Origin of the sequence: Acinetobacter sp. GFQ9D191M (assembly GCF_011174875.1) — a bacterium.
Lineage (GTDB): Bacteria > Pseudomonadota > Gammaproteobacteria > Pseudomonadales > Moraxellaceae > Acinetobacter.
In genome coordinates, this window is record NZ_JAALGV010000016.1 from 5,867 (window position 1) to 30,404 (window position 24,538).

Here is a 24,538-nt window from a genome sequence, read left to right on the forward strand (position 1 = left end):
TGCTCATTCTTGGACCAGATAAACTCCCTGAGGCGGTACGTTTTATAGGTAAATGGTCAGCCAAAATCAAAAGGATCGCCGGTAATATACAAAATGATCTTGACCGTGAATTGCGACTATCGGAACTACGGGAGCAAATGCAAAGCGAGCTGAAACGTATTCAAGAATTAGAAATCAAAATGCAGGCACAAATGGATAATATAAATGTAATCCATCAGCCCCTCATTAGAAATCCGGAACAACATCTTTTGAACCATGACCTGACTTACCAATTAATTAATGAATCAGTTTCACCTGTTCATTTACCGCCAATCCAGCTGAATAAATTAACAAAACAAGAAAAAACTTATACTGATATAAAGGTGGCCGTATGAGTATTTTGCCTTCGACTCAAACAAACAACGATACCCGGCAAATCCCGTTAGAAGAAATGCCAATTACCAGGCATCTAGTGATTCTTCGAAAGCACCTTTTCAAAATTGTGGGCGTATTATTAGGACTATTCTTATGTTTACTGCCTTTTGCAACACAAACTTATCAGCTTTTATCAGAGCCTTTACGCGCTCAGTTACCTGAAAGCTCCACCATGATTGCAACAGATGTGACTGCGACTTTCATGGCTCCATTTAAGTTGAACTTCTTTATTGCTTTACTTATTGCCATGCCTTTTATTTTGTATCAACTTTGGGCCTTCGTTAGACCAGCATTGTACGTAAAAGAAAAAAAGTTAGCTTTACCACTATTAATCAGCAGTATTGTACTGTTTTATGCAGGTATTGCTTTTGCCTATTTAATCGCTTTACCTTCTATCCTTCATTTTTTTATCAGCGTATCACCTGAGACTGTTGCGCCGATGACCGATATCAATAGTTATCTGGCTTTTTGTTTAAAACTATTTTTAGTTTTCGGATTTACTTTTGAAATCCCTATTATCACGCTCCTACTTATTATAATTGGTGTTGTCAGCACACAGACCTTGGTGGAAAAAAGACGATTTATTGTGGTGGGCTGTTTTTTTATTGCCATGTTTGTGACACCACCCGATGCCCTATCAATGATTATGTTAGCTGTTCCAATGTGGCTGTTATTTGAATTAGGTTTAGCAGCAGGAAAATGGATAGAAAAATGATGCCTGGACATAACTGAATAATAATAAAAACAACATAAAAGAAGAAAATTCTCTATGAGCAGCTTAAGCTGCTTTTATTTTTGATTTATAAATCAATATTATATTTAATAAATCCGCAATATTAGCTTCACCCGACTGTCATATTTAACCGCTAATTTATTCCTGACTTTAAAACAACCAGACCTTAGTTATGGGAATAAAACAATGACAGACTACTTACCTTATGATGAAAATCAGGAATTGGATAATAATACGTCAGATAATCATCATTTTCGGGATATTTTAGAACAATCTATCTCTCGTCGTGACTTGATTGCCAAAACTGCAAGTGGGGCTGCAGCATTGGCCCTTGCATCTTCTCTGACTGGATGTGGGGATAACGATAATGGCTCTACTCTGCCACCAACCGAGACTTCACCAAACCCGCCTGCTACTGACCCAAATGCAAAACCAGAGCAATTGAACTTTACACCAGTTGCTAAAAACTTGAATGATATCGTCACTGTACCAGACGGTTATGAAGCCAATGTCCTGTATGCACTTGGAGATTCTATTAATCCTGCATATTCAGACTGGGATGATAACAATATCCCGAATGGTCCAAGCTTTCAGTTTCGCTCTGGCGACTGCCATGATGGAATGAGTTTTTTTGGCTTAAATATCACTACTGGCCGCTATGACCCGACTGTGTCTGAGCACGGTCTACTCGTTATGAACCATGAATATATCAATCCGACTTTTTTACATCCTCAAGGTCCAACCAAAGTTGATGGTCACCGCCCTGAAGATGAAGTCATTCGTGAGACAAATGCACATGGTGTTTCAATTGTTCATATCAAAAAAGACAATTCCAATCAAAAAATAGAAATTGTCAAAAATTCAATTTATAACCGTCGAATTACTGCCTCAACTGTCATGAGCTTTTCAGGTCCTGCGAGTGGATCTACTCTTCTATCTACACGCTTTTCACCAGGTGGAAAATTAACACGCGGTACGCATAACAACTGCGGCAACGGCTATACCCCCTGGGGTACTTATCTCACCACTGAAGAAAACTTTATTGGTTACTTTGTCCGTAGCAAAACTGATGATGTTCATCGCTTAGCGCAAGAAAAGATCGCTTTGGAGCGTTATGGTTTAAAAGCAGGTTCAAGCTCACGTTATGGCTGGGAATCTGCAATAGGTACAATTGAACCTCAGGATCTTTATGATCGATGGAGCGCAGATATTACTGCCGGTGATGCCAGCAAGGATTATCGTAATGGCCCAAATACTTTTGGCTGGATTGTAGAAATTGATCCATTTGATAGCCGACAAAATCCAGTTAAGCGTACAGCCTTAGGGCGTTTTGCCCATGAAGACTGTCGTGCTAGTCGTGCTCGTGAAGATGATAACCTGGCTTTCTATATGGGCGATGACTCACGTGGAGAATACATCTATAAGTTTGTCTCTGACTACAAATGGAGTGAAAAAGACCGCAATGGCGGTTATGCAGCCGGAGATAAATATATGGATCATGGCAAACTTTATGTTGCCAAATTCAATGCAGACGGAAATGGTCGATGGATTGAGCTGAGTTATGGTATTAATGGGTTGAATGAGCTGAACAATATCTACCCTTTTAGTTCCCAGGCGGATGTCGTGACCTTTGCCCGTCTAGCAGCAGATAGCGTAGGCGCTACTAAAATGGATCGTCCAGAATGGGTTGCAGTCAATCCTGAAAATGGAGAAGTCTATGTTACGCTCACTAATAACTCTAACCGCGGCACTACACATGCCTTAGATGCAGCCAATCCACGTAACTATAGCGATCCTGAAGGTGGCAAAGGTAATGTAAATGGTCATATTATCCGTTTACATGAAGATAAGGATACGACTACAGCCATCACATTCAAATGGGATATTTACCTATTTGGTGCTGAAGCTAAAATGGCACAGAACATCAACCTGTCGGGTTTAAATGATAATAATGACTTGTCTTCACCAGATGGAATGTGGTTTGACCCTCGTGGTGTACTCTGGATTCAGACTGATGATGGTGCTTATACAGATACGACCAATTGTATGATGTTGGCTGCTTTACCTGGTAAGGTTGGAGATGGTACTCGAACAACCACATCTTCTGGTCAGGAAACTATAGTCGGTGCTCAAGTCTCAGATCAAACTTTACGTCGTTTCCTGACAGGTCCGAAAGGCTGCGAGATTACGGGGGTAACCATGACACCAGACTATAAAGCGATTTTCATCAACGTACAGCATCCTGGAGAAGATTCTCGAAGTTATGATAAGCCCACTAGTCATTGGCCTGCATCACAGACTAACTCATCTGCTACTTCCCGGCCACGCTCTGCAACTGTAGTAATCACTCGTAAGGATGGCGGGTCAATAGCGGGTTAAAGAACTCAAAAATTTAAAATGCTGGCTTAATGCCAGCATCTTTATTACTAAAACAGATGTCTATAAAGTTCTTAATATTTCATATTTTGGTGTAATGGATGCTGGGCTCGATATCAATTTCCTGTTTAAGACATTAATTTACCTAGAGAGTTTTTTATTCAGTTGCTAATTGCGTATTCTTATTTTAATGGACACTAAATCTCACAGAAAAGTGAACAGAGATTCCTATCTTACTTGGACGCTTTAGAGTTCATATAATCGTCACTATGTTAAATAGATATAAATTGACTCAATATATGGATATACGTATATTTAAATAAGAGTATAAATTGAGTCAACTTAATGGATCAAACTGATTTCTTTAAATGCCTTTCTGATCCAACTCGCTTGGATATCTTAAAGCTTGTTATAGCTAAGCAGAATATTTGCGTTTGTGAACTCACTGAACGTTTGCAGCTTAGTCAGCCTAAGATTTCCAGACACCTAGCATTACTTAGAAACCTTTCGATTTTGCTAGATCAGCGACAAGGACAATGGGTCTATTACCGTCTGAACCCAAATCTTCCTGAATGGGCTAAAGCTGTACTAAATATCATCTCGAATCAAAACGAAGACATGATTAATAGCACCTCTACCGATACCTCTATCTCTATTCATTGTGATTAATAACTATGAAATTCCTTTTCTTATGTACAGGCAATAGTTGCCGTAGCGTCCTTTCAGAAGTGTTATTTAACAGCCGCGCTCCTGAAGGATGGAAAGCTTATAGTGCTGGCAGTAAGCCGACAGGCAAAGTTCATCCCTTAACAATTAAGACTTTGGAAAACTTAGGACTATCTACAGAAGGCTTATCCAGCAAAACAATGGATGACTGTGAACGATACCAACCTGATGTTGTGATTACAGTATGTGATTCGGCTGCTCAAGAGTCATGTCCCCTATATTTGAATGATGCAATTAAAGCTCATTGGGGATTAGCCGACCCATCACATTTAGACCTTCCTGAAGAAGAAAAACTTCAAGCATTCTTAAGGACTGTTGATCACATTAATAGACGCTTAGACGCTTTATTTGCACTTGATGTAAATAGCCTTTCTCGTTCTGAACTAATCAATGAAATCAGCAAGATTTCTAATATCGAGTAAGCCATGTCTAACTCAAGACTTTCTTTTCTAGACCGAAACCTGACCCTATGGATTTTTATTGCCATGGCATTAGGGGTAGGCATTGGCGTGTTCTTTCCTCAAGCCTCTGTTGCACTGGATAAATTAAGCGTGGATTCAGTGAATATTCCTATCGCAATAGGGCTCATTCTGATGATGTATCCACCACTCGCTAAAGTCGATTATGCAACTTTGCCAAAAGTGTTCGAGGATAAATGCACTCTGACTTTATCCCTTATTCAGAACTGGCTGATAGCTCCATGTCTGATGTTTATCCTGGCAATAGTTTTCTTACATTCCTATCCTGAATATATGACAGGCTTAATCTTGATTGGATTAGCTCGATGCATCGCTATGGTGTTGGTATGGAATGGATTAGCTTGTGGCGATAATCAGTACGTAGCGGCATTGGTGGCTTTTAACAGTATTTTCCAAATTTTGTTTTTTAGTACCTATGCTTGGCTTTTCCTGACCTTCTTACCGCCTTATTTTGGTGTGGAAGCACAGGTCATTGATGTGAGCTTTTGGACAATTACTCATGCTGTCCTCGTTTATCTCGGCATACCATTTCTACTTGGTTTCTTAACCCGAATGATTTTAGTGAAGCAAAAAGGGTTGCTATGGTATCAAACCAAGTTTATTCCCAAGATCAGTCCACTTAGCCTGATTGCGCTCTTATTTACGATTGTAGCCATGTTTAGTCTAAAAGGTGGTGAAGTCGTTCATTTACCTCTAGACGTGCTGAGAATCGCAATCCCTTTAACCTTCTACTTCATTGTAATGTTCTTCATTAGCTTCTTTATGAGCAAATGGATGGGCAATGACTACCCTAAAACTACCGCTATTTCCTTTACTGCTGCAGGCAACAATTTTGAATTGGCGCTTGCTGTCGCTATTGCCACTTTTGGACTGGCTTCGCCTGTTGCATTTACTACGGTGATAGGTCCATTAGTTGAAGTACCGGTGCTCATTATGCTGGTATCAGTGTCTTTATGGCTGAGAACAAAAGTTTTTAAAGAGGTATAAATCTGATGAATTTACCGAATATTGATTTAAGTCTTTTAGAAAAGCCTACTTTAGAAAAAGTTCAAGCCAAAGAGCTAGATCATCCACCAAAAATACTGCTCCTGTATGGTTCAAACCGTGATAGATCATATAGCCGTTTAGCTGTTCAAGAAGCTGGCCGAATCCTAGAGTATTTCGGTGCCGAAGTTAAAATTTTCCATCCTAAAGGTCTACCTCTCCCTGAAGATGGCGATATGGAACATCCAAAGGTTAAAGAACTACATGAACTCTTAACATGGTCAGAAGGTATGGTGTGGTGCTCTCCTGAACGTCACGGCTCAATGAGTTCCATCTTGAAAGCTCAAATCGACTGGATTCCACTTGCCGCAGGTGCAATACGTGCAACTCAAGGTAAAACCTTAGCTGTAATGCAAGTGTGTGGAGGTTCTCAATCATTTAATGTGGTCAATCAATTACGTATTTTAGGGCGCTGGATGCGGATGATCACGATTCCGAATCAATCATCAGTACCTAAAGCATTCCTAGAGTTTGAAGAGGATGGTCGTATGAAGCTCTCTTCTTACTACACTAGGATCGTGGATGTGATGGAAGAGTTATACAAGTTTACGCTCTTAACGAGAGGACAGTCCTCATACCTCACTGACCGCTACTCTGAACGGGTAGAAAGTGCTGAAGAATTATCTAAGCGTGTAAATCAACAGAGTCTTTAAATTTCCTAAAATTAACATAATACACGTTATAAGAAATTATTCATTATATTGTATAAAAATCAAAAACTTAATACACATAAAGAAGCCCAAACAATACCGATTGGGCTTCTTCATGGATTTTTCATGTTCCACAGTCATTAAGTGAGCAATGTTTCACGAATTTATGTAGTCTCATTTAAACCTAAAGCAGAAAAAAATGTCCAGATGAAACAAGAATAGGTGTCCAAATAGTTATTGATTTTGCGGCTAATCATTTTCCAAAATAGGCTTTATTAGATAGATATATGCAAGGGCTTTTAATGCTACGATATAAGCTAAAATCACATGCTATCTGGAGAACAAAATGGAAGTTGCTAAAGTTTTTCAAATTGGTCGAAGTCAGCTTATCAGATTACCCAAAGCATTTCGTTTTAAAGGTAATGAAGTTGCAATTAAAAGGTTTGGCCCTGGTGTCTTATTACTCCCTATCGATAATCCTTGGGATATTATGTTAGAAGCAATCAATGAATTTGAACCAGGATTCAAACTGGAACGTACTGATCAGAGTTAGCCATTACGTGTGAACTTTAAGTCATTCGCCTCTCGCTAACAAACAACATCAAAGAATAAAGATGGGGCTATAGGCTCCTATTTCCGCTCTCGATATACTTCTTCTTTCTTCTTAATGCCCTTTAACAGCATTCCATTTCTTATTATTCAATTAATCGAATACTTCTCTCCATTCATTTCTTAGGATTTTTTACTTCTTCAAATACACCGTTGGTATTCAAACGCATTTCTTAATAGGCTGCTGAGTAAGCCGAGCAATCTCTAATAGATCACAGACTATTTGTTTACCCAATACTTCACGTTTTTTCTCTTCTTCTGAGTTCATTTAATTTTCTCCCATTAAGAATTTCTATAATTAACTAACATTATAAACATTAAATGAAATACAAAAATTTATTTGGTTTCTCATACTACCTTATCGCTCATTAATAAAAATACAATTAGGCTTAAAATCAAGAAGATTTTTAGAAACAAAAACCCTTAATTTTCAATATATTATTTAAAATAGCAGTTTATAAAACTCTTTTTTATATCTTTAGACATACCATCTTTTCAACAAAAACCTGCCCCTTTATTCCCAAGTTTTTGATCATGCGTTCATAAGTTAAATTTCAGTTTTATCATAGAGACAGGACATAAAAATAATAAGAAACCTCTATGAATAAAAGAATACTCTCTGGGCTTCTTCCCTTGGCGTTATCTCAAGCAAAAATAGTTGCTGTGATCGGCATAGTTCGAGGCACAGGTCGCTTTCCAATTGACGGGATGAATGACTGATGCCAAAGATCTCTAAGTTCGCCAGTGAGCGCCGTCATACAGAACGGAAACAAGTCATACAAAAGGAGATGCAGCAGGCCCAAAACTTTATCCAGACGCATCTGCCTTTGGATGAGTTCTTCGAGGCCTATCAGCATCATCAGCACTTGGGACTATTAGAAAAGCTCGAAGAGGCCATTGAACGAGAAGCCTCCTCGGTTCGTTATAAAAAAATGCTGTATCACTGCTACCGCAGGCAGATCATGCTATTCAACCATCGCTATGAAATCGAACTTGATCTACCCTCCCGGCAATTTCTGAGCATTGAACGTGAGCCCATGGAATTCAACCGGGAGTGGCTTGAGCGCTCCAAGTACGTTCATATGGTCCATCAAAGGCTGTGGCGTTACTGGAACACGGCATCGCAATTCTCTGATGCAGAAATCATTGGCAACATTCTGATCTCGGGCATTCTCTTTGCCGGGATCTCTACTCGCAATACTCTGGATGCATTTCTTGAACAGTTACAGCAAGGACTGATGATCCAGCACTTTAAGGCTATAGATCTGCATCTGGTCTTTCTTGAACCCTTATCCCCGGGTTATGGGGACATCTACCATCCTGAAGCACCACTGAGAAAATCACGCACACTGGTTTTAGACCGCATCACTCAACTCTGGCTGGTCCGATACCTTGAACACTCCCCACCTGTACGCATGAATGCCTTTGACTATCTCAGTATCATCTTCAGGAAAATGGAGTTTACCGGTCAATATTCTGAGATTACTAAACTTCTGGCCTCGGCAAGTTCTCATTGGGTGCAACTGGATCATGTCACACTGGATACCGCTTTAAGCCGCTGCCTGGAAGACAAAAATGAAACCTGCGGCTTAAGCCTGACATCATTCAAAAACTATCTGGATCCACCTCTGTTTTCAGCAGAGTTAAATGAGGGTCACATCACGAATAGGCCTTCAGTAAAATGCTCAACCGCTGTGATGAATAAACAATCACTGGTCAGTATCAAAAAACTGCATAGGTATTTGCTCAAGACCATTCGACACAATCAAGACGGTTTGACTGAACTCATCGACTATGTGACCCAAGAACACGCTGTCCTGTCTGAAGCCTCAATCCGAATCTGCCTATGGCTGATCAGTATGTTTCAACCCAGTACAGCGCAAGTACAGCACTTAAGCCAGCTCTTCAATCTCGACACAGAAGCTTGGCTCAAATATTTAGGTTACCAGCAGAAATTAAGGCGATCCTCGATCTATAGCTACTATGCCAAGTTTGCAGAAGCCTGGTTGTTACATGCGCTTCCCTATATGGAAGATCCTGATTTCAATACCCACCTTGAGGACATCTACAGCAGGGTTATGGGAGAAAACACCAAGTCCTCGCATCAAAAACTCGATCTGCTACGACGATTTCATCATTTCCAAAAAATTCTGTTTAAATCAGAAGATTTTCCTTTGTACCGCGATCTTCAGGCATCCTCTCATCCCAAGACACAAATTATCTCAGCCAAAGTATTTTGCGCTGTACTTGATCTTATCCCTGCTTACGTAAAGTGTGACAGCTTTAATCAGCATGATGCCGAGATGCTCAAAATTATCTTTATCCTCGCTTTTCGTACCGGGATGCGGATTAATGAAATTTTAGGCCTGAGAATTAAAGATCTGGAAGGCCCCGCATGTACATCCATCTGGATTAGGCCTTACCGCACCAGCCAGCAGGAACATACATTAAAAACGGACAGCGCTGAACGTAATATCCCGGTCAGTACACTGTTATGTCCCAATGAACATGAAACATTTAAGGACTACTGTTTATCCAGACGCATCAGCTTCAGTAAAGATGACTATGTATTTACCTTGTGGAATAGCAGTGAACGCTTATCCGCACATTTTGTCTCTCAGATTTTCTCGAATCTGATCAGTACGGTCTTACCGGGGTGTCAGTATTCATTTCATACTCTCAGACATTCTGCGGCCAATCATCTAGCACTGATCCTCAATATGCCCTATGAACTGGTCAAGGTCTTTAGTGATTATACTCAGCAAGATTATGCGCGGATACGCAGTGACCTGATACGTGGTAAAACAGCACAGGATCTCTGGTATATTCTTGCCCATTTACTCGGGCATATCACGCCAACAGAAACCTTTAAAAGCTATCTGCACTTATGCTTTATCATGGCAGGATACAAGCTCAGTCAATATGATCCATCTATTCCCTATTCAACTCTTAAAACCATTTATCCTGGCCTCTCAATCAAACCCACTTCGAAAGACATTCATCCAAGTAGTTTAAGTCCGATGCTTAGGCTAAATTTGACTGCTGAACACCTGATAAATAGCGCTACACATAGAAAAAGTTCTAAAAGAGCCAAACCATCCGTTACCCGAAAAAATGAGTGCGGTAACGAAAAATATTATCCGGGCACGGCTACATCAGGTATCTCCGCTCATATGGCAATCCAGATCATTAGACACTGTGAACGATTTGATGATATTGATTACATCGCCAAAAAATTGAACCTCCCACGGGCTTTCATTCAGGCATGTAAAGACAATATCAACAAATTACAGATGCTGAAAAATCAGAAAGGCAGGTCAAGGTTCATCATCAATCCTGACAAAGATAGACGCATATTGCCCTGCGTAGAAACTTTTGAAGAAAAGAAACTGATTCCATATTTTTTTAAACAGCTGGGTGATTATTCCAAAGATAATAAAAATCTCATTCAAGGATTAAAAATATTTATTCAAAAGGTGAATACCTCTGAATCAGGATTAATATTCCACATTAAAGAACTAGATCAAATTAATATCTTTTTCGAGGCAATCCACCCACTTTTTCCCACTCGCTACTGGACCATTGAAATACCAAAAAGGATAAAAAATATAGATTTATCATCAATTAAATGTATTCAAAAAATTAATCAGACCAACCTAATACCTGGAAACTTTCAAAATTCTTTCCGTGTATACTTAAAATCAAAAATTACCAATAAATCACTCAGTTTTCTTAAGTACAGTCTTATTCTCTTATGTGTATTTAATCAAAAGGTTTTTATTTAGAATAAATACCAAATAATCTATAAACTTCAGTTACATCTTGGAATTAGACAAGCCCTAAAATTTATATTAAAAAGAATCATCAATGATAATAAGAGATACGCTGATGCTTAATAGAGAAAAGATCAATAATATATTGCGTAAACTAATTCATGAGTTTCAAATTCTCGATGGATATACGCTAGGACTGTTCTTTAATGAAGATAATAACTGTAGTAATTATCGGGCCATCTATTTATGGATTGAAGAACTGATAGACCAGAATCCTGACATTAGCTTTGATGAAATAAGAGTTCTATATCGAGAACGACTTCCTGATTCATATTCTATTTATTAAAAAAAGCCCCTAGTTACAGGGGCTTAATAAACCTACTCTCCCAGGAATTTATTTCTATACCAGGCCCAAAGCTCCTCAGCTATAAACAAATTCCCACCTTGCAGAGAACTTACAATTTTTTTGGGTCGAGGAAATGTAGGATCTATTTTCATAAGCTTATATAAGCTTGTTCTAGAAATATTTAAAAGCTCGCACACCTGATGAAGCTTTAAAAGAAGGCTTTCAAATACTTTACCATTATTATGATCGTGATGACCACTTGGCATAGTTTCTGTTCTCCTCTGGAGGTTTTTATTTAAATAATTGAAATTAATCTGCATTAATTTCCCAATTGTTTTGCAACCATGTTTCTATTTGCTTTGTATCGTAATACACTCCTGCACGACGCTGGGTAAAATCCTTTTGTGGATGAGGAAAAGTTGGATCACTATCAGCAATTTTTTTTAATTGTGCTCTAGTAATACCCATTATTTTACAAAGATCCAATAATTTAATTCTCCAAGGCAAGAATTTTTCAATGGCATCAAAACTATTTTTATGTATACACTCTTGTGTGATTAAATCAGACACTTTTTCCTGTGTACATAATAAGAAATACTTCCGAATTAAAAAATTCTTGACATTATCTTTGGGGTTACTCATACATTTTAATGAGGTGGTGATTAATAACTAAACACTACCTCACTAGAAAATATTTGCAACACCCTGTAGGAGTTTTTTTATATTTTCTTTGTAAAATTAGATGCATTTTGTAACAATAGAGTCTATATAGTTACCCCACCATTCCATGACTTTAATACGCTCCCGAAAATGCTGACCTTTATTATAAGTACCAGGCATCCCCGCCTTAAGGTGTGCTAGGCAGGCTTCTATCACCTGCTGTTTATCACTTAAAATATCGTTCAATTGGGTGGCTGCAATATGGCGAAAGCCATGTGGATTTTGCTTGTCTTTGTAGCCCATTCTGTTCAAAGCAGCATTAAAAGTCAGATTACTGATCGGCTTCATTGCACTGTCTCTGGAAGGAAATAAATATTTACTTTCTCGCCCAGGAATTGCCTTTAACTCCTCCAGCAACTTAATAACTTGTGGAGATAAGGGAATATCGTGATCTTTTCTCATTTTCATCATGGAACCTGGCCTTTTCCAAATTTTGAGATCGAAATCAAACTGATCCCATGTCGCGATTCTTAATTCACCTGGTCTTGGAAACATGAGAATTAATAATTCCAAACCAATAGCGATTTGTCGGGTTCGATAATTTCTGATCTTTTGAAGCATTTCAGGCAATTCACGAATATCAATGTGCTTCATATTATTTCCTATATTCTTATCCAGGTATTTTTTCAGGGTTGCTACAGGGTTGCGTTGCATCCGCTCATGATGAATGGCGTAATCATAGGCATTCCGAACATAGGAAAGTAGTTTCTCGACTCGGTTAAAAATCTTCTCTTTTCTTTGTTTACCCTGAAAAAATTTTTGCCATTCTTGAGTCTTGATCTCTGCAAATTTTCTTTTGCCAAATACAGGTAAGAGATGCCTCTCGATAGATTGAACCTCCTTTTTAAATGTTTGTGCTGTCCACGAATTTTTTTTGGTATCCAACCATTCCCACATCAACTGTTCAAACAGCTCTTTATTCTCTTCTTGCAATTTCAACGCTTTTTCTTTACGGGTAAGCGGTACCACTATACCCTTTTCTATATCTCTCACTTTTTCACGAGCCTCTTTAAGAGAAACTTCTGGATAAGTCCCTAAACCGATCCATGCCCATTTTCCCTGACTATTCTTTTTACGCATTTGCCAGGATTTTTTACCTGAAGTTTGAATCCTCAGATAAAGACCCGGAACATCACCAACCCGATATTCCTTCTCTTTTGCTTTCAATGCATCGCATTTCAGATCACTTAAAAATCGTTTTCTAGTCATGGTCTAAAACTCTCAGTTGAAACTTTGTATCCTCGTTATAGGGTGAACTCGGGATACACACAATAGGATACACAGGGTCCATTTTTATACGCGAACGTATGTGAACATATGCGTACATATGTGTATTTTTTAGGCAATAAAAAAACCCTAATTCTTTTAGAATTAGGGTTTTATATTTCACATAAGAATAGTATGAGAATGAAATTTGGTGGGCCCAGACAGACTTGAACTGTCGACCAACGGATTATGAGTCCGCTGCTCTAACCAACTGAGCTATAGGCCCTATATAGACTGAATTTGTTATATTTCAACTAGTTCAGGCGCATTGAATACTAGCCAAGATTAGATCAAAAAACAAGTACTTTTCTTTCTGCTTGCACACTTAGCCAGCAATCATTTTTTATCCTTAATAACTGCCCTGCTTAGGATTTAAGACTTCAGTCTAAGTTAAGCTAGCAAAAGCCTAATATGACATCTATATTTTCTATCTAAAATAAAGAGAGCACGCTAATTATTCGAATATCAAACCAATAAATTAATCGCTTTTACGTCTCAATATAACCATAATCAATAAAAATACCAACTATTAAGTATAGAAATATAATCCTAGAATATTCTTTAAAAATCTATAAAGACTAAAATTCCGATTCCAATTTCTCGTCTTTACGTAAATCCATATAGATTTCGATTAAAGACCATACAATAACCAGTGCTAACAGAAGCATTGAGAACATGAAAGCTGTAATATACGTCATAGGTTTCAATCTCAGAGAGAAAATGACCAGAAAATAGAAAAGACACAATTTCTTCTTTTCTTCGACAAAAGTCTAATAACTAAAATTTGTGCTGGATAGTCATTTTTTCATCATTTTAAGACTTATTTTATATAAGATGATATATCTCAAGGATTATTAAGTATTTATTTATATCTTTCAGGTCTTAAAAAACTATTTAATATACTTTTTTGATTTTGGATTTTTTATATTATTAATGAATTTTAATTAAAGCCTATTGACTGTGAATAAGAACAGGAAGAAATTATGCAGTTCATACCGTTAGCTCTTATTTCTTTCTACTTATGCTAAACAAATTTATTGGCGAATCTGCATTTAAACTTGCCGGTTGGCAATATCATGTCGAACCCGATGTACTCGAAGATAAACAGGTCATTGTCGGATTTGAACATACATCCATGATGGATGCAGTTCTATCTTTGGCACTCTTTAAAATGTATGACATCAAAATTCATACCCTGATCAAGAAAGAACTGTTCAAAGGCCCAATGAAACCAATTCTGGAAGCCATGGGTGGTATCGCGGTCGACCGTAAAGCCAATAAAGATATTGTCAGCGTAATGGTTGAACATTTTCAGAATAATGAAAAATTCAATCTGGTGATCGCACCTGAAGCCACCCGTGCCAAAAATGGTGAAGCGCGTAAACCGATCCGTACCGGTTTCTGGCATATTGCCAAAGCTGCCAATGTGCCAATTGTGCTTATGTACGCCAATTCCAAGACCAAGCAAGGCGGGATTTTTGGCAAAATCTACCCGACTGATCTCGCGCATGATCTGGCTTTAATCAAGCAGCTCTATAAAGAGAATGTTGGTCTGGATATCATTATCCCGGAATAAACTTTCCATAAAAGGGGTTGAGAATAATGTTTCTTCTGCCCTTTTCTTATTTAGGTATTTTCTTAAGTTTTTATTTACATTTATTGCTTTGCCTTTCTATTTTATTGCCTATTTTTTTGGCATTATCATTAAATCTCAAATCCAGACTCTTTTTTCAAAAAAAGAGCTTATGGTAGAATCGGCGCAATTCGATAGGCATACAGCCAATCTACAAGGAGCATATTTCGCATGGCGGGTCATTCCAAGTGGGCCAATATTAAGCATCGTAAAGCAAAACAAGATGCCAGTCGTGGTAAGTTGTTTACCAAGTACATTCGTGAATTAACAACTGCTGCTAAACTCGGTGGCGCTGATGCGGGTAGTAATCCTCGTCTACGTGCTGTTGTAGAAAAAGCATTATCTGTAAACATGACACGTGATGTGATCAACCGTGCAATTCAGCGTGGTGCCGGTGGTGAAGATAACGATGATCTGAAAGAAGTAACCTATGAAGGTTATGGCGTAGGCGGCGTTGCGGTTATTGTTGAAACCATGACAGATAACCTGAACCGTACGGTTCCTGATGTACGTCACTGCTTTACTAAAACTGATGGTAACCTCGGTACCAACGGTTCAGTATCCTTCCTATTCACTAAACGTGGCGAAATTACTTTTGAAGATGTGTCTTTAGAAGATCAAATCATGGAAGTGGCGCTTGAAGCGGGTGCTGAAGACATCGAAGTGGATGAAGATGAAATCCTGGTGATCACTACGCCTGAAAGCTTCGGTACAGTACAAGATGCTTTAGCTGCTGCAGGTTTAAAATCTGATAACGCTGAAGTGGTGATGAGCCCGTCTACCAAAGCTGAAATCACAGATATCGACCAAGCGAAAAAAATCATGAAAATGATCGATATGCTTGAAGACCTAGACGATGTTCAAAACGTTTATACCAACGTTGAATTCTCTGATGAAGTTTTAGCGCAACTCGATGCCTAATCTTCTATGAGATTAAAACGCACCTTCGGGTGCGTTTTTTATATGCGCTAAAAAGCCTGGAATTTTAAACCTTATTTAAAAGACCACTACAGTTAAAGACATTATATTCCTTAATCACGAAGCTGGAATGCAGCGCTACGACATGCTCGATCTTGCCGATTCGGCTTAATAGAATCTGACTATAATTTTCCATATCACGTGCCACAACTTCGACAATAAAATCCGCAGACTGCCCTGTCACAAGGAAAGCGTTAATGACTTCCGGAATATTTTCTAATTCTTCTAAAAATTTGGCAAAAGTATCGCTATCATGCTTACTCAAGGAAACCTGCAACAGCACATGCAGGCTAAAGCCCAATTTTTGATAATTAATCTCGCGCTTCAAGCCACTGATAATATTATGATCGATCAAATGCTTGATCCTGCGGTGTACCGAACTCACAGATAAATTTACTCTCTCCGAGAGTTCATTCAGATTGACATCTTCATGGGTCAAAATTTCAAGAATGTGCTTATCAAAACGATCTAATTCCATCTTTAATCTCTTGCCATTTTATTCAAATACATCATTGTTTTGCTGATAGTATTGATAAATTTTTCGTAAATTACCAGTTATTTGAAAAAAAATGCCAGACCCCTCTCAATGACCAGTTTTAAGTCATGCTTATGGTCATTCGTCGTATAAAACAAATTTTCGATAAGCGACGCTTTTAAATAAATCATTCTTATTTATCACTAAACTATTTATGAATAAATACTATGACGCTGATAACTGGATTTTCAAAGCATGATTAATCCAACTTAGATTTACACTTGTATAGAAATTGAATAAGAATTGAGCGTTTTATCTAAAACACACAACAAACATAACAAGATAAAAATTCGCAAAACGATTATGGCTTTTAGTATTCTTAGTTCAATTAAAACTAAACTCAGTCCAGTGCTCACGACAGAGATACAAAATACGAGTTTACTTGGTGGTTTATTGGGTGGCAGTCTTTCTGGCATTATTGGTTCTATTACAGGTTCTACCCCCTCTACCCCTTCCCTAGATTCTCTCTTAAACAGCCTGCTTTCTGGCAAGAGTTTAGCTTCCAGTTCCCTCACTGATTTAATTAGCCAATTTACAGGCTCAAATGCTTCTAAACTTGATATCAACAGTTTAATTAGCCAATTAACGAAAGCCAATGGTGGCAGTTTTGACATAGGTTCAATCAGCAATCTGCTTGGCAGTTTAATGGGTAGTAATACATCAACCCTGGATTTAAATGCAGTTATCAAATTGGTCAGTGGATTGATGGGTGGCAGTACTGGTAATCTAGATCTTAGTAAAATTGCTGAACTGGCTGGCAACTTATTGCAAGGTGGCGACCTTGATCTTACCCAAATCACTCAACTGCTGAGTGGCCGGATTGGAGGTACTGGTGGTCTTGGTGGAACAGACATTGGTGCCATCGTCGGTATCGTCAGTGGTCTCATCCAAGGTGGTGATATTGATATTACTCAAATCACCCAACTATTGAGCGGTCTGATTGGTGGCTCTAGTGGACTTAATGGTATTGATATAGGTTCAATCGCTGGCTTAGTTAGCAACCTTATTGGTGGTAATGGCGATATCGATATTGCTCAAATTGCTGAACTGGCTAGTGGTTTAATTGGTGGTTCTGGTGGATTAGGCGGCATTGATATCGGCGCAATAGCGGGTCTAGTCGGCGGCTTGATTCAAGGCGGTGACATTGATATTACGCAAATCGCTCAACTAGTTAGCGGCTTAATCGGTGGCTCTAGCGGATTTGATGGTATTAATATCGGAGCAATTGCAGGCCTCGTCGGTGGCTTGATTCAAGGTGGCGATATTGATATCGCACAAATTGCTGAACTGGTTAGTGACTTAATTGGTGGTTCTGGCGGACTTGGCGATGTAGATATTGGTCAAATTGCCAACCTAGTCGGTGGTCTCATCAGTGGCAATGCCGCTAGTGATCTCGACATCGGTGCAATTGTTGACTTGATCAGCGGATTGATCGGTGGCTCAACAGGTAGTTTAGATACCAGTTCAGTCAATCTGTTAGCCAGTAACCTAATGAGCAATGCAAGCAGTGACCTTGATATCGGTGCTATTACCAATTTGCTCAGTGGTCTAATCAGCAATTCAGGCAATATCGATACGGGCACCATTGCGCAAACTGTAACGCAAAGCCTGATGCCACTGCTTGCATCGATTGATACAGGTAACTCATCCATTGATATGGATCAACTTACCCAAGTTTTACCAACAGTGGTTGGTAGTGTGACTACATTGGTATCTGCAATCAGTTCTGCAGGTTCAGGTAATGTGCCAGACACCATCGCGGATGTACTAAAAGGCATCAATCCACTGTTGAATCTATTAGCGAATAGTGACGTTCTTGACGCTGATCAGGCAGAAATCGTGAATTCTCTTTACGATGTCTTGAATGGCGTACAAGTGGTGCTGGATTTTGTGAATAACCCATTACTGCTCACCTTATCCAGCGACCTCAACAATGTGATTACAGCACTAAAACCAGTGATTGCGCTGATTGATAGCGAAGGTCAATTCTCGGATCTTCTGGATGGTGTTCAGTTTCCTGAAATTGGCGACCTGCTCGGGTCACTCGGTTCTGGCGTGCCAAGCTTAGAGGGTTTAGGTCTGGATGCATTCACGGATAGTCTTGGCAATTTAGTCGGTAACAACTCGTCCCTACAACTGCCTGATCTTAGCAAATTGATTTCCGGCATTAGTAATACTGATACGGCTACGAATATCAGCATTACTGAAATCCTCCCAACCATTAAATAAACTATTACCAATCTCTCAAGTGGTAGTTCCCTGCCGAAGTTTGACTTTAGCTCACTGCTCAGTGGCTTCAGTAAAACAAGTGATATTGATCAAACCAGCCCTTGGAGTTAATTCTAATCTCATAAAAAAACGCGCTTTATGCGCGTTTTTTTATTTCATTTTTAATTTTATACACCGCGCCAATCAACACGGGCATTGCGCTCATTACGATACATCTTTTGAATATATTGCCCTAATGGCAACTCAGCCAGATGACTTTGATATTCCCGGTATTCATCCGACATCGATTCAAAGCTTTCCCTCTCCCACGGCGTTCCCGGAATAGCCAATAGAGGGGCCAGAATCGAACAGACAGCAATATCGGCCAGAGAGAAACGCGAACCGACGAGATAAGGTCCTTCTTTTTCCATACGGATCTGATTAAGCTGCTCAACCGAATCCTTGATAAATTGTTTGGACTGTTCCAGTGTTTCTTCAGTTAAGGCATAACCCTTGGTCAAAATGGTTTTTAGCAATGGCTTGGAGAATTTTTCAAACTGACGCAGATAGCCTTTTTCTCCAATCAGAATATCCATCGATTCATGATCATGCGATAAAGCCTGAGCCAGCATCCAGCGACGCACATGGCGGCCTAATTCCTGGGTGATTTCATCAATATCTAGTGCCTGCTGACGCAAGCTTGCTTCTGCAGGTAGCAGACGGTGTTCAGGATATTGCTCATCCAGATATAGAGCGATTTTGGTCGAATCCGCAATCCACCGTTCCTGATCACGCAGAATCGGTAAACGGTTTTGTCCAGTTTTCAGGCGGGCAAAGGCACGATGGGCACCCGGCATGAGGTTTTGCGCGACATATTCCAGCTCTTTGTAATCCAGCATCCAGCGTGCCTTTTCACAAAAATGAGAAAGTGGAAACTGGTATAAGATGCGCATAAATTCTCCATGCTTGTATTTAGGTTAGATCGCATTAAAACCATCTAATTTAGTCGGATACTTTAGTCACCCCAGACTAGAAATACAATGAACTTTTTATTCAAAATAAAGATGTTGCTTATTCAACACGGCGATGAGTATTTTTATACATTTTTTTGTCTTGATTATCTATAAAGCAGATATGCACTGCTTTAAAAACATCTATTAAAATTAAGAAATTATTCAAAATCTATTTAATTTTAATCAGTTACTATATTCCAAATTTATAAGAATCTAGCAGTTTTTATCTTAAAGAGCTTTTTTTATAAGCTTTGCAAAAGCAATTGCTTAATTACATAAAGCTTTCGCTGTAACGTTTTGGCATCGATTTAGGATGTCATTATGTCTCGTTTAACTTCTGAAAAAGTTCATATCATCGAAAATGATCTCGACGCGATTAATGCTGCTTATCAGGTTGCAGACTTTGCCCTGGAAGGCCGTAATCAGCGTGATCAGCAACGTCTATTACCTTTTGCTGAGATTGACCTGTTCAGCCAGAAAGGCCTGGGCGGCATGCGTATTCCGAAACAGTACGGCGGTGCATTTGTTGCCAATAAAACCCTGGCTCATGTATTCCGGATTATTAATAAGGCTGACTCAAGTGTCGGGCAAATTCCGCAGAACCAGATCGCATTACTCAACATGATCGAGATCATGGGCACAGAAGAACAAAAACAGTTTATTTATAACGAAATTCTAAAAGGTAAGCGTCTGGCGAATGGCGGTCCAGAGCGCAATACCAAAGATACCAAGACGCTTGCCACCACTTTAACATTTGAAAATGGCCGCTATTTTGTGGATGGCGAGAAATTCTATTCAACTGGTAGTAGCTTCGCGCACTGGTTAGCGATTAAAGCGATTCATCCAGAAGGCCATGTAGTACTAACCATTATCGACCGCAATGCTGAAGGTGTGGAAGTGATCGACAATTGGAATGGCTTTGGTCAACGCACGACTTCGAGTGGTACCGTCAAACTTCAGCATGTCGAAGTTGATCCGCTATTGATTTTTGATGAGCGTCTGTTAGGAAATCAACCAAGCTACCGCGGTGCCTATTCCCAATTGATGCAGGTCGCGATTGATGTCGGCATTGCCGAAGCTGCTTTTGCCGATACGCTGACTGCCGTACAAAAAGCACGTCCAATTGTCGATGCTCAAGTCGAAAAAGCCAGCTTAGAACATTATACCCTGCAGGAAGTTGGCAAATCATCTGTGCTGCTCGATGCCGCGATTTTACTGCTGGATGAAGCCGCTGAATATCTGGATGAACTGGATCAGCTGGAATCTGTGACTGATGAGCAGGCAGCCAAAGCCTCAATTCTAGTGGCTGAAGCCAAGGTCTATGCCAACGATGCTGCGCTACATATCTCGGAAAAATTACTGGAATTGGGTGGAAGTCGCTCCAGCCTCAGTCAGCACAATCTGGATCAGCATTGGCGTAATGCCCGTGTGCATACCTTGCATGACCCGATTCGCTGGAAGCTGCATGCACTTGGGGATTATTACCTAAATCATAAACTCCCTGCCCGCCACGCCTGGATTTAAGGATATTTGCCATGACTTCATTTCAAAACATTAGTCCATTGCAGTCAGAACAGCTGGCACATGCGCACATCATCAAATCTGATGAAGAAGCACTAGAAATTGCCCATAATCTGGCAGAGCAGTTCAAGATTAATTCAGTACAACGTGATGCTGAACGTATTCTGCCTTTCGAAGAAATCGAGGCTTATAGCCAGTCCGGACTCTGGGCGATTACTGTACCTAAAGAATATGGTGGTGCAGAAGTATCTAGCTATACGGTGGCACAAGTGATTGCCCTGATGAGCGGTGTGGATGGATCAATCGGTCAGATTCCGCAAAACCATTTCTATGGTCTGGAAATCCTGCGCAATAACGGCACGGAGGAACAAAAACAGAAACTCTATGCCGAAGTCTTAAAAGGTGCTCGTTTTGGTAATGCCTTGGCTGAATTCAAGACCAAGACTGCTGCACAGCGCCAAACTGCGATTCGCAAAACCGAGCAAGGTTATGTCATTAACGGCGAAAAATTCTATTGCACCGGCAGCCTGTTTGCGCACCGCATTCCGACACTGGTCGTGCATGAAAGCGAACAGCAATTCCTGGCCTTTGTCCCACGTGACAGTGAAGGTCTGACCCTGATTGATGACTGGAGCGGTTTTGGCCAGCGTACCACTGGCAGCGGCACGGTGAAATTCGACAACGTGCAGGTGCTTGAGGAAGATGTGGTACGTTTTGATAAGGCCTATTCCCGCCCAACCATTTCCGGTCCTTTCGCACAATTGCTACATGCCTCCATTGAAACCGGCATTGCCCGTGCTGCATTTGAGGAAACCTTGGACCGTGTACGTCAGGCGCGTCCGTGGATTGATTCTGGTGTGGACAAGGCCACCGATGATCCGCTGACCAAACTTGAACTGGGCCGTGTGGTAGCTGATGTGCGTGCTTCTGAAGTGTTACTCAAACAGGCCGCCCGCTCTGTTGATGCCGCCAAGGTTGCTCCGACTGAGGTCAGTGTTGCCAAAGCCTCTCTAGATGTAGCCAAAGTGCGTGCACACAGTTCTGAAACCGCATTAAAAGCATCATCGAAGCTGATTGAACTGGCTGGCAGTCGTGGTAGCCAGCGCGAAGATGGCTTGGATCGTTTCTGGCGTAATGCCCGCGTGCATACCCTGCATGATGCTTCACGATGGAAATACTATTTTATCGCCAATTATTTGCTGAATGGTGTTCTGCCTCCACGCCGGGGGACATTGTAATGACAAAGACTACAACAAACTCGAAAACTAAAAAAATCCTGCTGAACGCTTTTGATATGAACTGCGTGGGTCATATCAATCATGGCTTGTGGGCTCATCCGCGGGATGAATCACACCGTTTTAATGAACTGAGCTACTGGACTGATCTGGCGAAAACGCTGGAAAAAGGTCTGTTTGACGGCCTGTTCATTGCCGACATTACCGGAGTCTATGATGTCTATCAGAACGGCATTGACCTGACTCTAAGAGAATCCATTCAGTTACCCAGCCATGACCCAAGCACGTTGGTATCTGCCATGGCAGCAGTCACTGAGAATCTCGGTTTTGGTGTCACGGTGAATCTCAGCTATGAATCGCCATATCAGTTCGCCCGCCGCTTTGCCAGTCTGGATCACCTGACCCATGGCCGTATCGGCTGGAATATTGTCACGGGTTATCTAGACAGTGCGCAGCGCCTGATTGGTGAAAATGGTTTGAAAGATCATGACCTGCGTTATGAACAGGCTGAGGAATTTTTACAACTGTGTTACAAGTTCTGGGAAGGCTCTTGGGAAGATAATGCGGTTTTAAAAGATAAGCAAAATCGAATTTTTACTGATCCAGCCAAGGTTCATCAGATCAATCATCAGGGCCAGTTCTATCGCAGCCAGGGTGTATTCCAGGTTTCCCCTTCTGTTCAACGTACGCCGGTGCTGTTCCAGGCAGGGGCTTCACCGCGTGGTATGGCTTTTGCCACCCAGCATGCTGAAGGCATGTTTATTGGCGGAGATCATCCAGACAAAATCAAAAAACAGGTGGATCAGATTCGTCGTCAGGCCACTGAACAAGGTCGTGATCCTGAAGCGATCAAGATTTTTGTCGGCATTACCGTGGTCACTGCAGCAACGGATGAACTAGCACAGCAAAAGCTGGATGAATATCGCGCCTATGCCAGCCCTGAAGCAGGTCTTGCACATTATTCCAGCTCAGTTGGCATTGACCTGTCCAAATTTGCTGATGATGAACCAATTCCTTACAAGAAGACCAATAGTATTGCGACGGTTAATGACAAATTCAAAGAGCAACAGATCACACCCAATGACCTAAAAGCTCAACATGAGCTGGGTGGTCGTTATCCACTGATCGTAGGTAGTGGCGCAACGGTGGCAGAAAAACTGATTCAGCTGATTGATGAAACTGGTATTGATGGCTTCAACCTGACCCGCACGGTGGCACCTGAATCGCATCAGGATTTTATCCAATTTGTGATTCCTGAATTACAGCAGCGCGGACGCTATAAAACTGAATATGAACAAGGCAGTTTCAGACACAAACTGTTTCAGCAAGGTGACCGCTTACCTAGCGCGCATCCAGTACAGCAATTCCGATGTCAAAACTCTGCCTCTACCGCGAACACAAACTTAAAGCAAAAACAATCAGCATAAATTTATTTTGAGGTGCAATATGGCACAAACCGCTAAAACAAAATTCACCATGATTGGGGTGATTATTGCCGCCGTGATTATCGGACTGGTGGTGTGGAACCAGCAAAAGAAATCCGGTTCGGATGAACTGGTGATTGGGATCAGCCCGTCCTTCGCTAAACCTTTACAAGTCGCAGCCGAAGAAGCCAAACAGCAAGGCATCAATGTCAAACTGGTCGAGTTCTCGGACTGGAATACACCGAATATCACCCTGAATCATGGCGATATTGATGCCAACTTCTTCCAGCATCAGCCGTTTTTAGATAATGCTAAAAAAGAAACTGATTTTAAAATCAAAGCTTTTGCCAAAGGTGCAGCGACGCATGTTGGCCTATATTCCAAGAAAATTAACAGTCTGGATAAGCTAAAAGACGGCGCGAAAGTTGTAGTACCAAACGATCCAGTCAACCAGGGCCGTGCTCTGCTGTTATTACAACAAGCGAATCTGGTGACATTGAAAGATCCAAATAACCACCTGTCTAGCCTGAAAGATATTGCAGCGAATCCGAAGAATCTACAGTTCGTTGAAGTTGAAGGTCCGCAAACTGCACGTGCCATTGATGATGTTGATCTGGCTTTCGGTTACCCGCACTATCTACGTCTGGCTAAAACAGCTGATCCAGAACAAGCGTTGTTATTTGACTCTAACAAAGACAACCGTTACGCGATCCTATTTGCGGTACGTGAGGACTATCAGGACAAAAATGACAAGCTGAAAAAATTTGTTGAAATCTATCAGAACTCACCTCGCGTGAAGGAAGCATTAGATGCTGACTTCGGTGCGAAACTCTGGTTCCCGGGCTGGAAATAAGG

At 40.5% G+C, this 24,538-nt stretch carries 21 protein-coding genes and 1 tRNA gene; 16 read left to right on the top strand and 6 right to left on the bottom strand.

Features of this window, described 5'->3' with window-relative positions; genetic code table 11:
• From G5T77_RS02485 to G5T77_RS02525, 9 genes are all read left to right on the top strand, one after another.
• On the top strand, positions 1–374 hold a 374-nt coding region (locus G5T77_RS02485; protein ID WP_166236185.1), incomplete at its 5' end, for a twin-arginine translocase subunit TatB.
• Positions 371–1,129 carry a twin-arginine translocase subunit TatC gene (gene tatC / locus G5T77_RS02490; RefSeq protein ID WP_166136182.1) on the top strand — a complete coding sequence of 253 codons (759 nt, stop codon included), beginning with the start codon at positions 371–373 and terminating at the stop codon, positions 1,127–1,129. The genes G5T77_RS02485 and tatC, both read left to right, overlap by 4 nt.
• A gap of 204 nt (positions 1,130–1,333) precedes the next feature.
• A complete protein-coding gene (locus G5T77_RS02495) occupies positions 1,334–3,526 on the top strand; it encodes a PhoX family phosphatase (protein WP_166136179.1) in 2,193 nt (730 codons plus the stop codon).
• Positions 3,527–3,868: 342 nt separating this feature from the next.
• A complete protein-coding gene (locus G5T77_RS02500) occupies positions 3,869–4,192 on the top strand; it encodes a metalloregulator ArsR/SmtB family transcription factor (protein ID WP_166136176.1) in 324 nt (107 codons plus the stop codon).
• 5 nt (positions 4,193–4,197) lie between these two features.
• Positions 4,198–4,671, top strand: coding sequence for an arsenate reductase ArsC (locus tag G5T77_RS02505; RefSeq protein ID WP_166136172.1), 474 nt, complete (start codon positions 4,198–4,200; stop codon positions 4,669–4,671).
• Between the two features lie 3 nt (positions 4,672–4,674).
• Positions 4,675–5,715, top strand: coding sequence for an ACR3 family arsenite efflux transporter (gene arsB / locus G5T77_RS02510; protein ID WP_166136169.1), 1,041 nt, complete (start codon positions 4,675–4,677; stop codon positions 5,713–5,715).
• Between the two features lie 5 nt (positions 5,716–5,720).
• A complete protein-coding gene (gene arsH, locus G5T77_RS02515; protein ID WP_166136166.1) occupies positions 5,721–6,425 on the top strand; it encodes an arsenical resistance protein ArsH in 705 nt (234 codons plus the stop codon).
• Positions 6,426–6,768: 343 nt separating this feature from the next.
• Positions 6,769–6,975: an AbrB/MazE/SpoVT family DNA-binding domain-containing protein gene (locus G5T77_RS02520; protein ID WP_166136163.1), complete on the top strand. Its 207-nt coding sequence runs from the start codon at positions 6,769–6,771 to the stop codon at positions 6,973–6,975.
• A gap of 775 nt (positions 6,976–7,750) precedes the next feature.
• Complete coding sequence (locus G5T77_RS02525) at positions 7,751–10,816, top strand: tyrosine-type recombinase/integrase (protein ID WP_166136160.1); 3,066 nt, start codon at positions 7,751–7,753, stop codon at positions 10,814–10,816.
• A 366-nt stretch (positions 10,817–11,182) separates the two neighbouring features.
• On the opposite strand, the gene G5T77_RS02530 is transcribed toward G5T77_RS02525, so the two are convergent.
• The 4 genes from G5T77_RS02530 to G5T77_RS02545 all read right to left on the bottom strand — a co-directional run bounded on the left by G5T77_RS02530 (position 11,183) and on the right by G5T77_RS02545 (position 13,362).
• Positions 11,183–11,416: an AlpA family phage regulatory protein gene (locus tag G5T77_RS02530; protein WP_166136157.1), complete on the bottom strand. Its 234-nt coding sequence runs from the start codon at positions 11,414–11,416 to the stop codon at positions 11,183–11,185.
• A gap of 43 nt (positions 11,417–11,459) precedes the next feature.
• Positions 11,460–11,720, bottom strand: coding sequence for a hypothetical protein (locus G5T77_RS02535; protein ID WP_166136154.1), 261 nt, complete (start codon positions 11,718–11,720; stop codon positions 11,460–11,462).
• A 168-nt stretch (positions 11,721–11,888) separates the two neighbouring features.
• Positions 11,889–13,079, bottom strand: coding sequence for a tyrosine-type recombinase/integrase (locus tag G5T77_RS02540; protein WP_166136151.1), 1,191 nt, complete (start codon positions 13,077–13,079; stop codon positions 11,889–11,891).
• A gap of 206 nt (positions 13,080–13,285) precedes the next feature.
• Positions 13,286–13,362: transfer RNA gene (locus tag G5T77_RS02545), tRNA-Ile, on the bottom strand.
• A 795-nt stretch (positions 13,363–14,157) separates the two neighbouring features.
• Here G5T77_RS02545 and G5T77_RS02550 point away from each other — a divergent pair.
• Entirely contained in the window at positions 14,158–14,712 is a 555-nt protein-coding gene (locus tag G5T77_RS02550) for a 1-acyl-sn-glycerol-3-phosphate acyltransferase (RefSeq protein ID WP_166136149.1), read from the top strand.
• A gap of 228 nt (positions 14,713–14,940) precedes the next feature.
• Positions 14,941–15,690, top strand: a complete 750-nt coding sequence (locus tag G5T77_RS02555) for a YebC/PmpR family DNA-binding transcriptional regulator (protein WP_004784089.1) — start codon at positions 14,941–14,943, stop codon at positions 15,688–15,690.
• Positions 15,691–15,754: 64 nt separating this feature from the next.
• On the opposite strand, the gene G5T77_RS02560 is transcribed toward G5T77_RS02555, so the two are convergent.
• The gene (locus G5T77_RS02560; protein ID WP_004784091.1) at positions 15,755–16,225 is read right to left on the bottom strand and encodes an Lrp/AsnC family transcriptional regulator; all 471 of its coding nucleotides are present in this window, start codon (positions 16,223–16,225) and stop codon (positions 15,755–15,757) included.
• A 360-nt stretch (positions 16,226–16,585) separates the two neighbouring features.
• On the opposite strand from G5T77_RS02560, the gene G5T77_RS17055 reads away from it, so the two are divergent.
• Positions 16,586–18,511, top strand: coding sequence for a hypothetical protein (locus G5T77_RS17055; protein ID WP_205683236.1), 1,926 nt, complete (start codon positions 16,586–16,588; stop codon positions 18,509–18,511).
• Positions 18,512–18,678: 167 nt separating this feature from the next.
• On the opposite strand, the gene G5T77_RS02570 is transcribed toward G5T77_RS17055, so the two are convergent.
• Positions 18,679–19,443: a glutathione S-transferase family protein gene (locus tag G5T77_RS02570; protein ID WP_166136146.1), complete on the bottom strand. Its 765-nt coding sequence runs from the start codon at positions 19,441–19,443 to the stop codon at positions 18,679–18,681.
• 381 nt (positions 19,444–19,824) lie between these two features.
• Between G5T77_RS02570 and G5T77_RS02575 the strand changes: the two genes are divergently transcribed.
• Genes G5T77_RS02575 through G5T77_RS02590 form a run of 4 tightly spaced genes read left to right on the top strand, consistent with a single transcriptional unit; the run spans position 19,825 to position 24,536 of the window.
• Positions 19,825–21,027, top strand: coding sequence for an SfnB family sulfur acquisition oxidoreductase (locus tag G5T77_RS02575; protein ID WP_166136143.1), 1,203 nt, complete (start codon positions 19,825–19,827; stop codon positions 21,025–21,027).
• Positions 21,028–21,038: 11 nt separating this feature from the next.
• Positions 21,039–22,262: an SfnB family sulfur acquisition oxidoreductase gene (locus tag G5T77_RS02580; protein WP_166136140.1), complete on the top strand. Its 1,224-nt coding sequence runs from the start codon at positions 21,039–21,041 to the stop codon at positions 22,260–22,262.
• On the top strand, positions 22,262–23,686 hold the full coding sequence (locus G5T77_RS02585; protein ID WP_166136137.1) for an LLM class flavin-dependent oxidoreductase: 1,425 nt from the start codon (positions 22,262–22,264) through the stop codon (positions 23,684–23,686). Before G5T77_RS02580 ends, G5T77_RS02585 begins: the two co-directional genes overlap by 1 nt.
• Positions 23,687–23,705: 19 nt before the next feature.
• A complete protein-coding gene (locus G5T77_RS02590) occupies positions 23,706–24,536 on the top strand; it encodes a MetQ/NlpA family ABC transporter substrate-binding protein (RefSeq protein WP_166136134.1) in 831 nt (276 codons plus the stop codon).
• Positions 24,537–24,538: the final 2 nt, after the last annotated feature.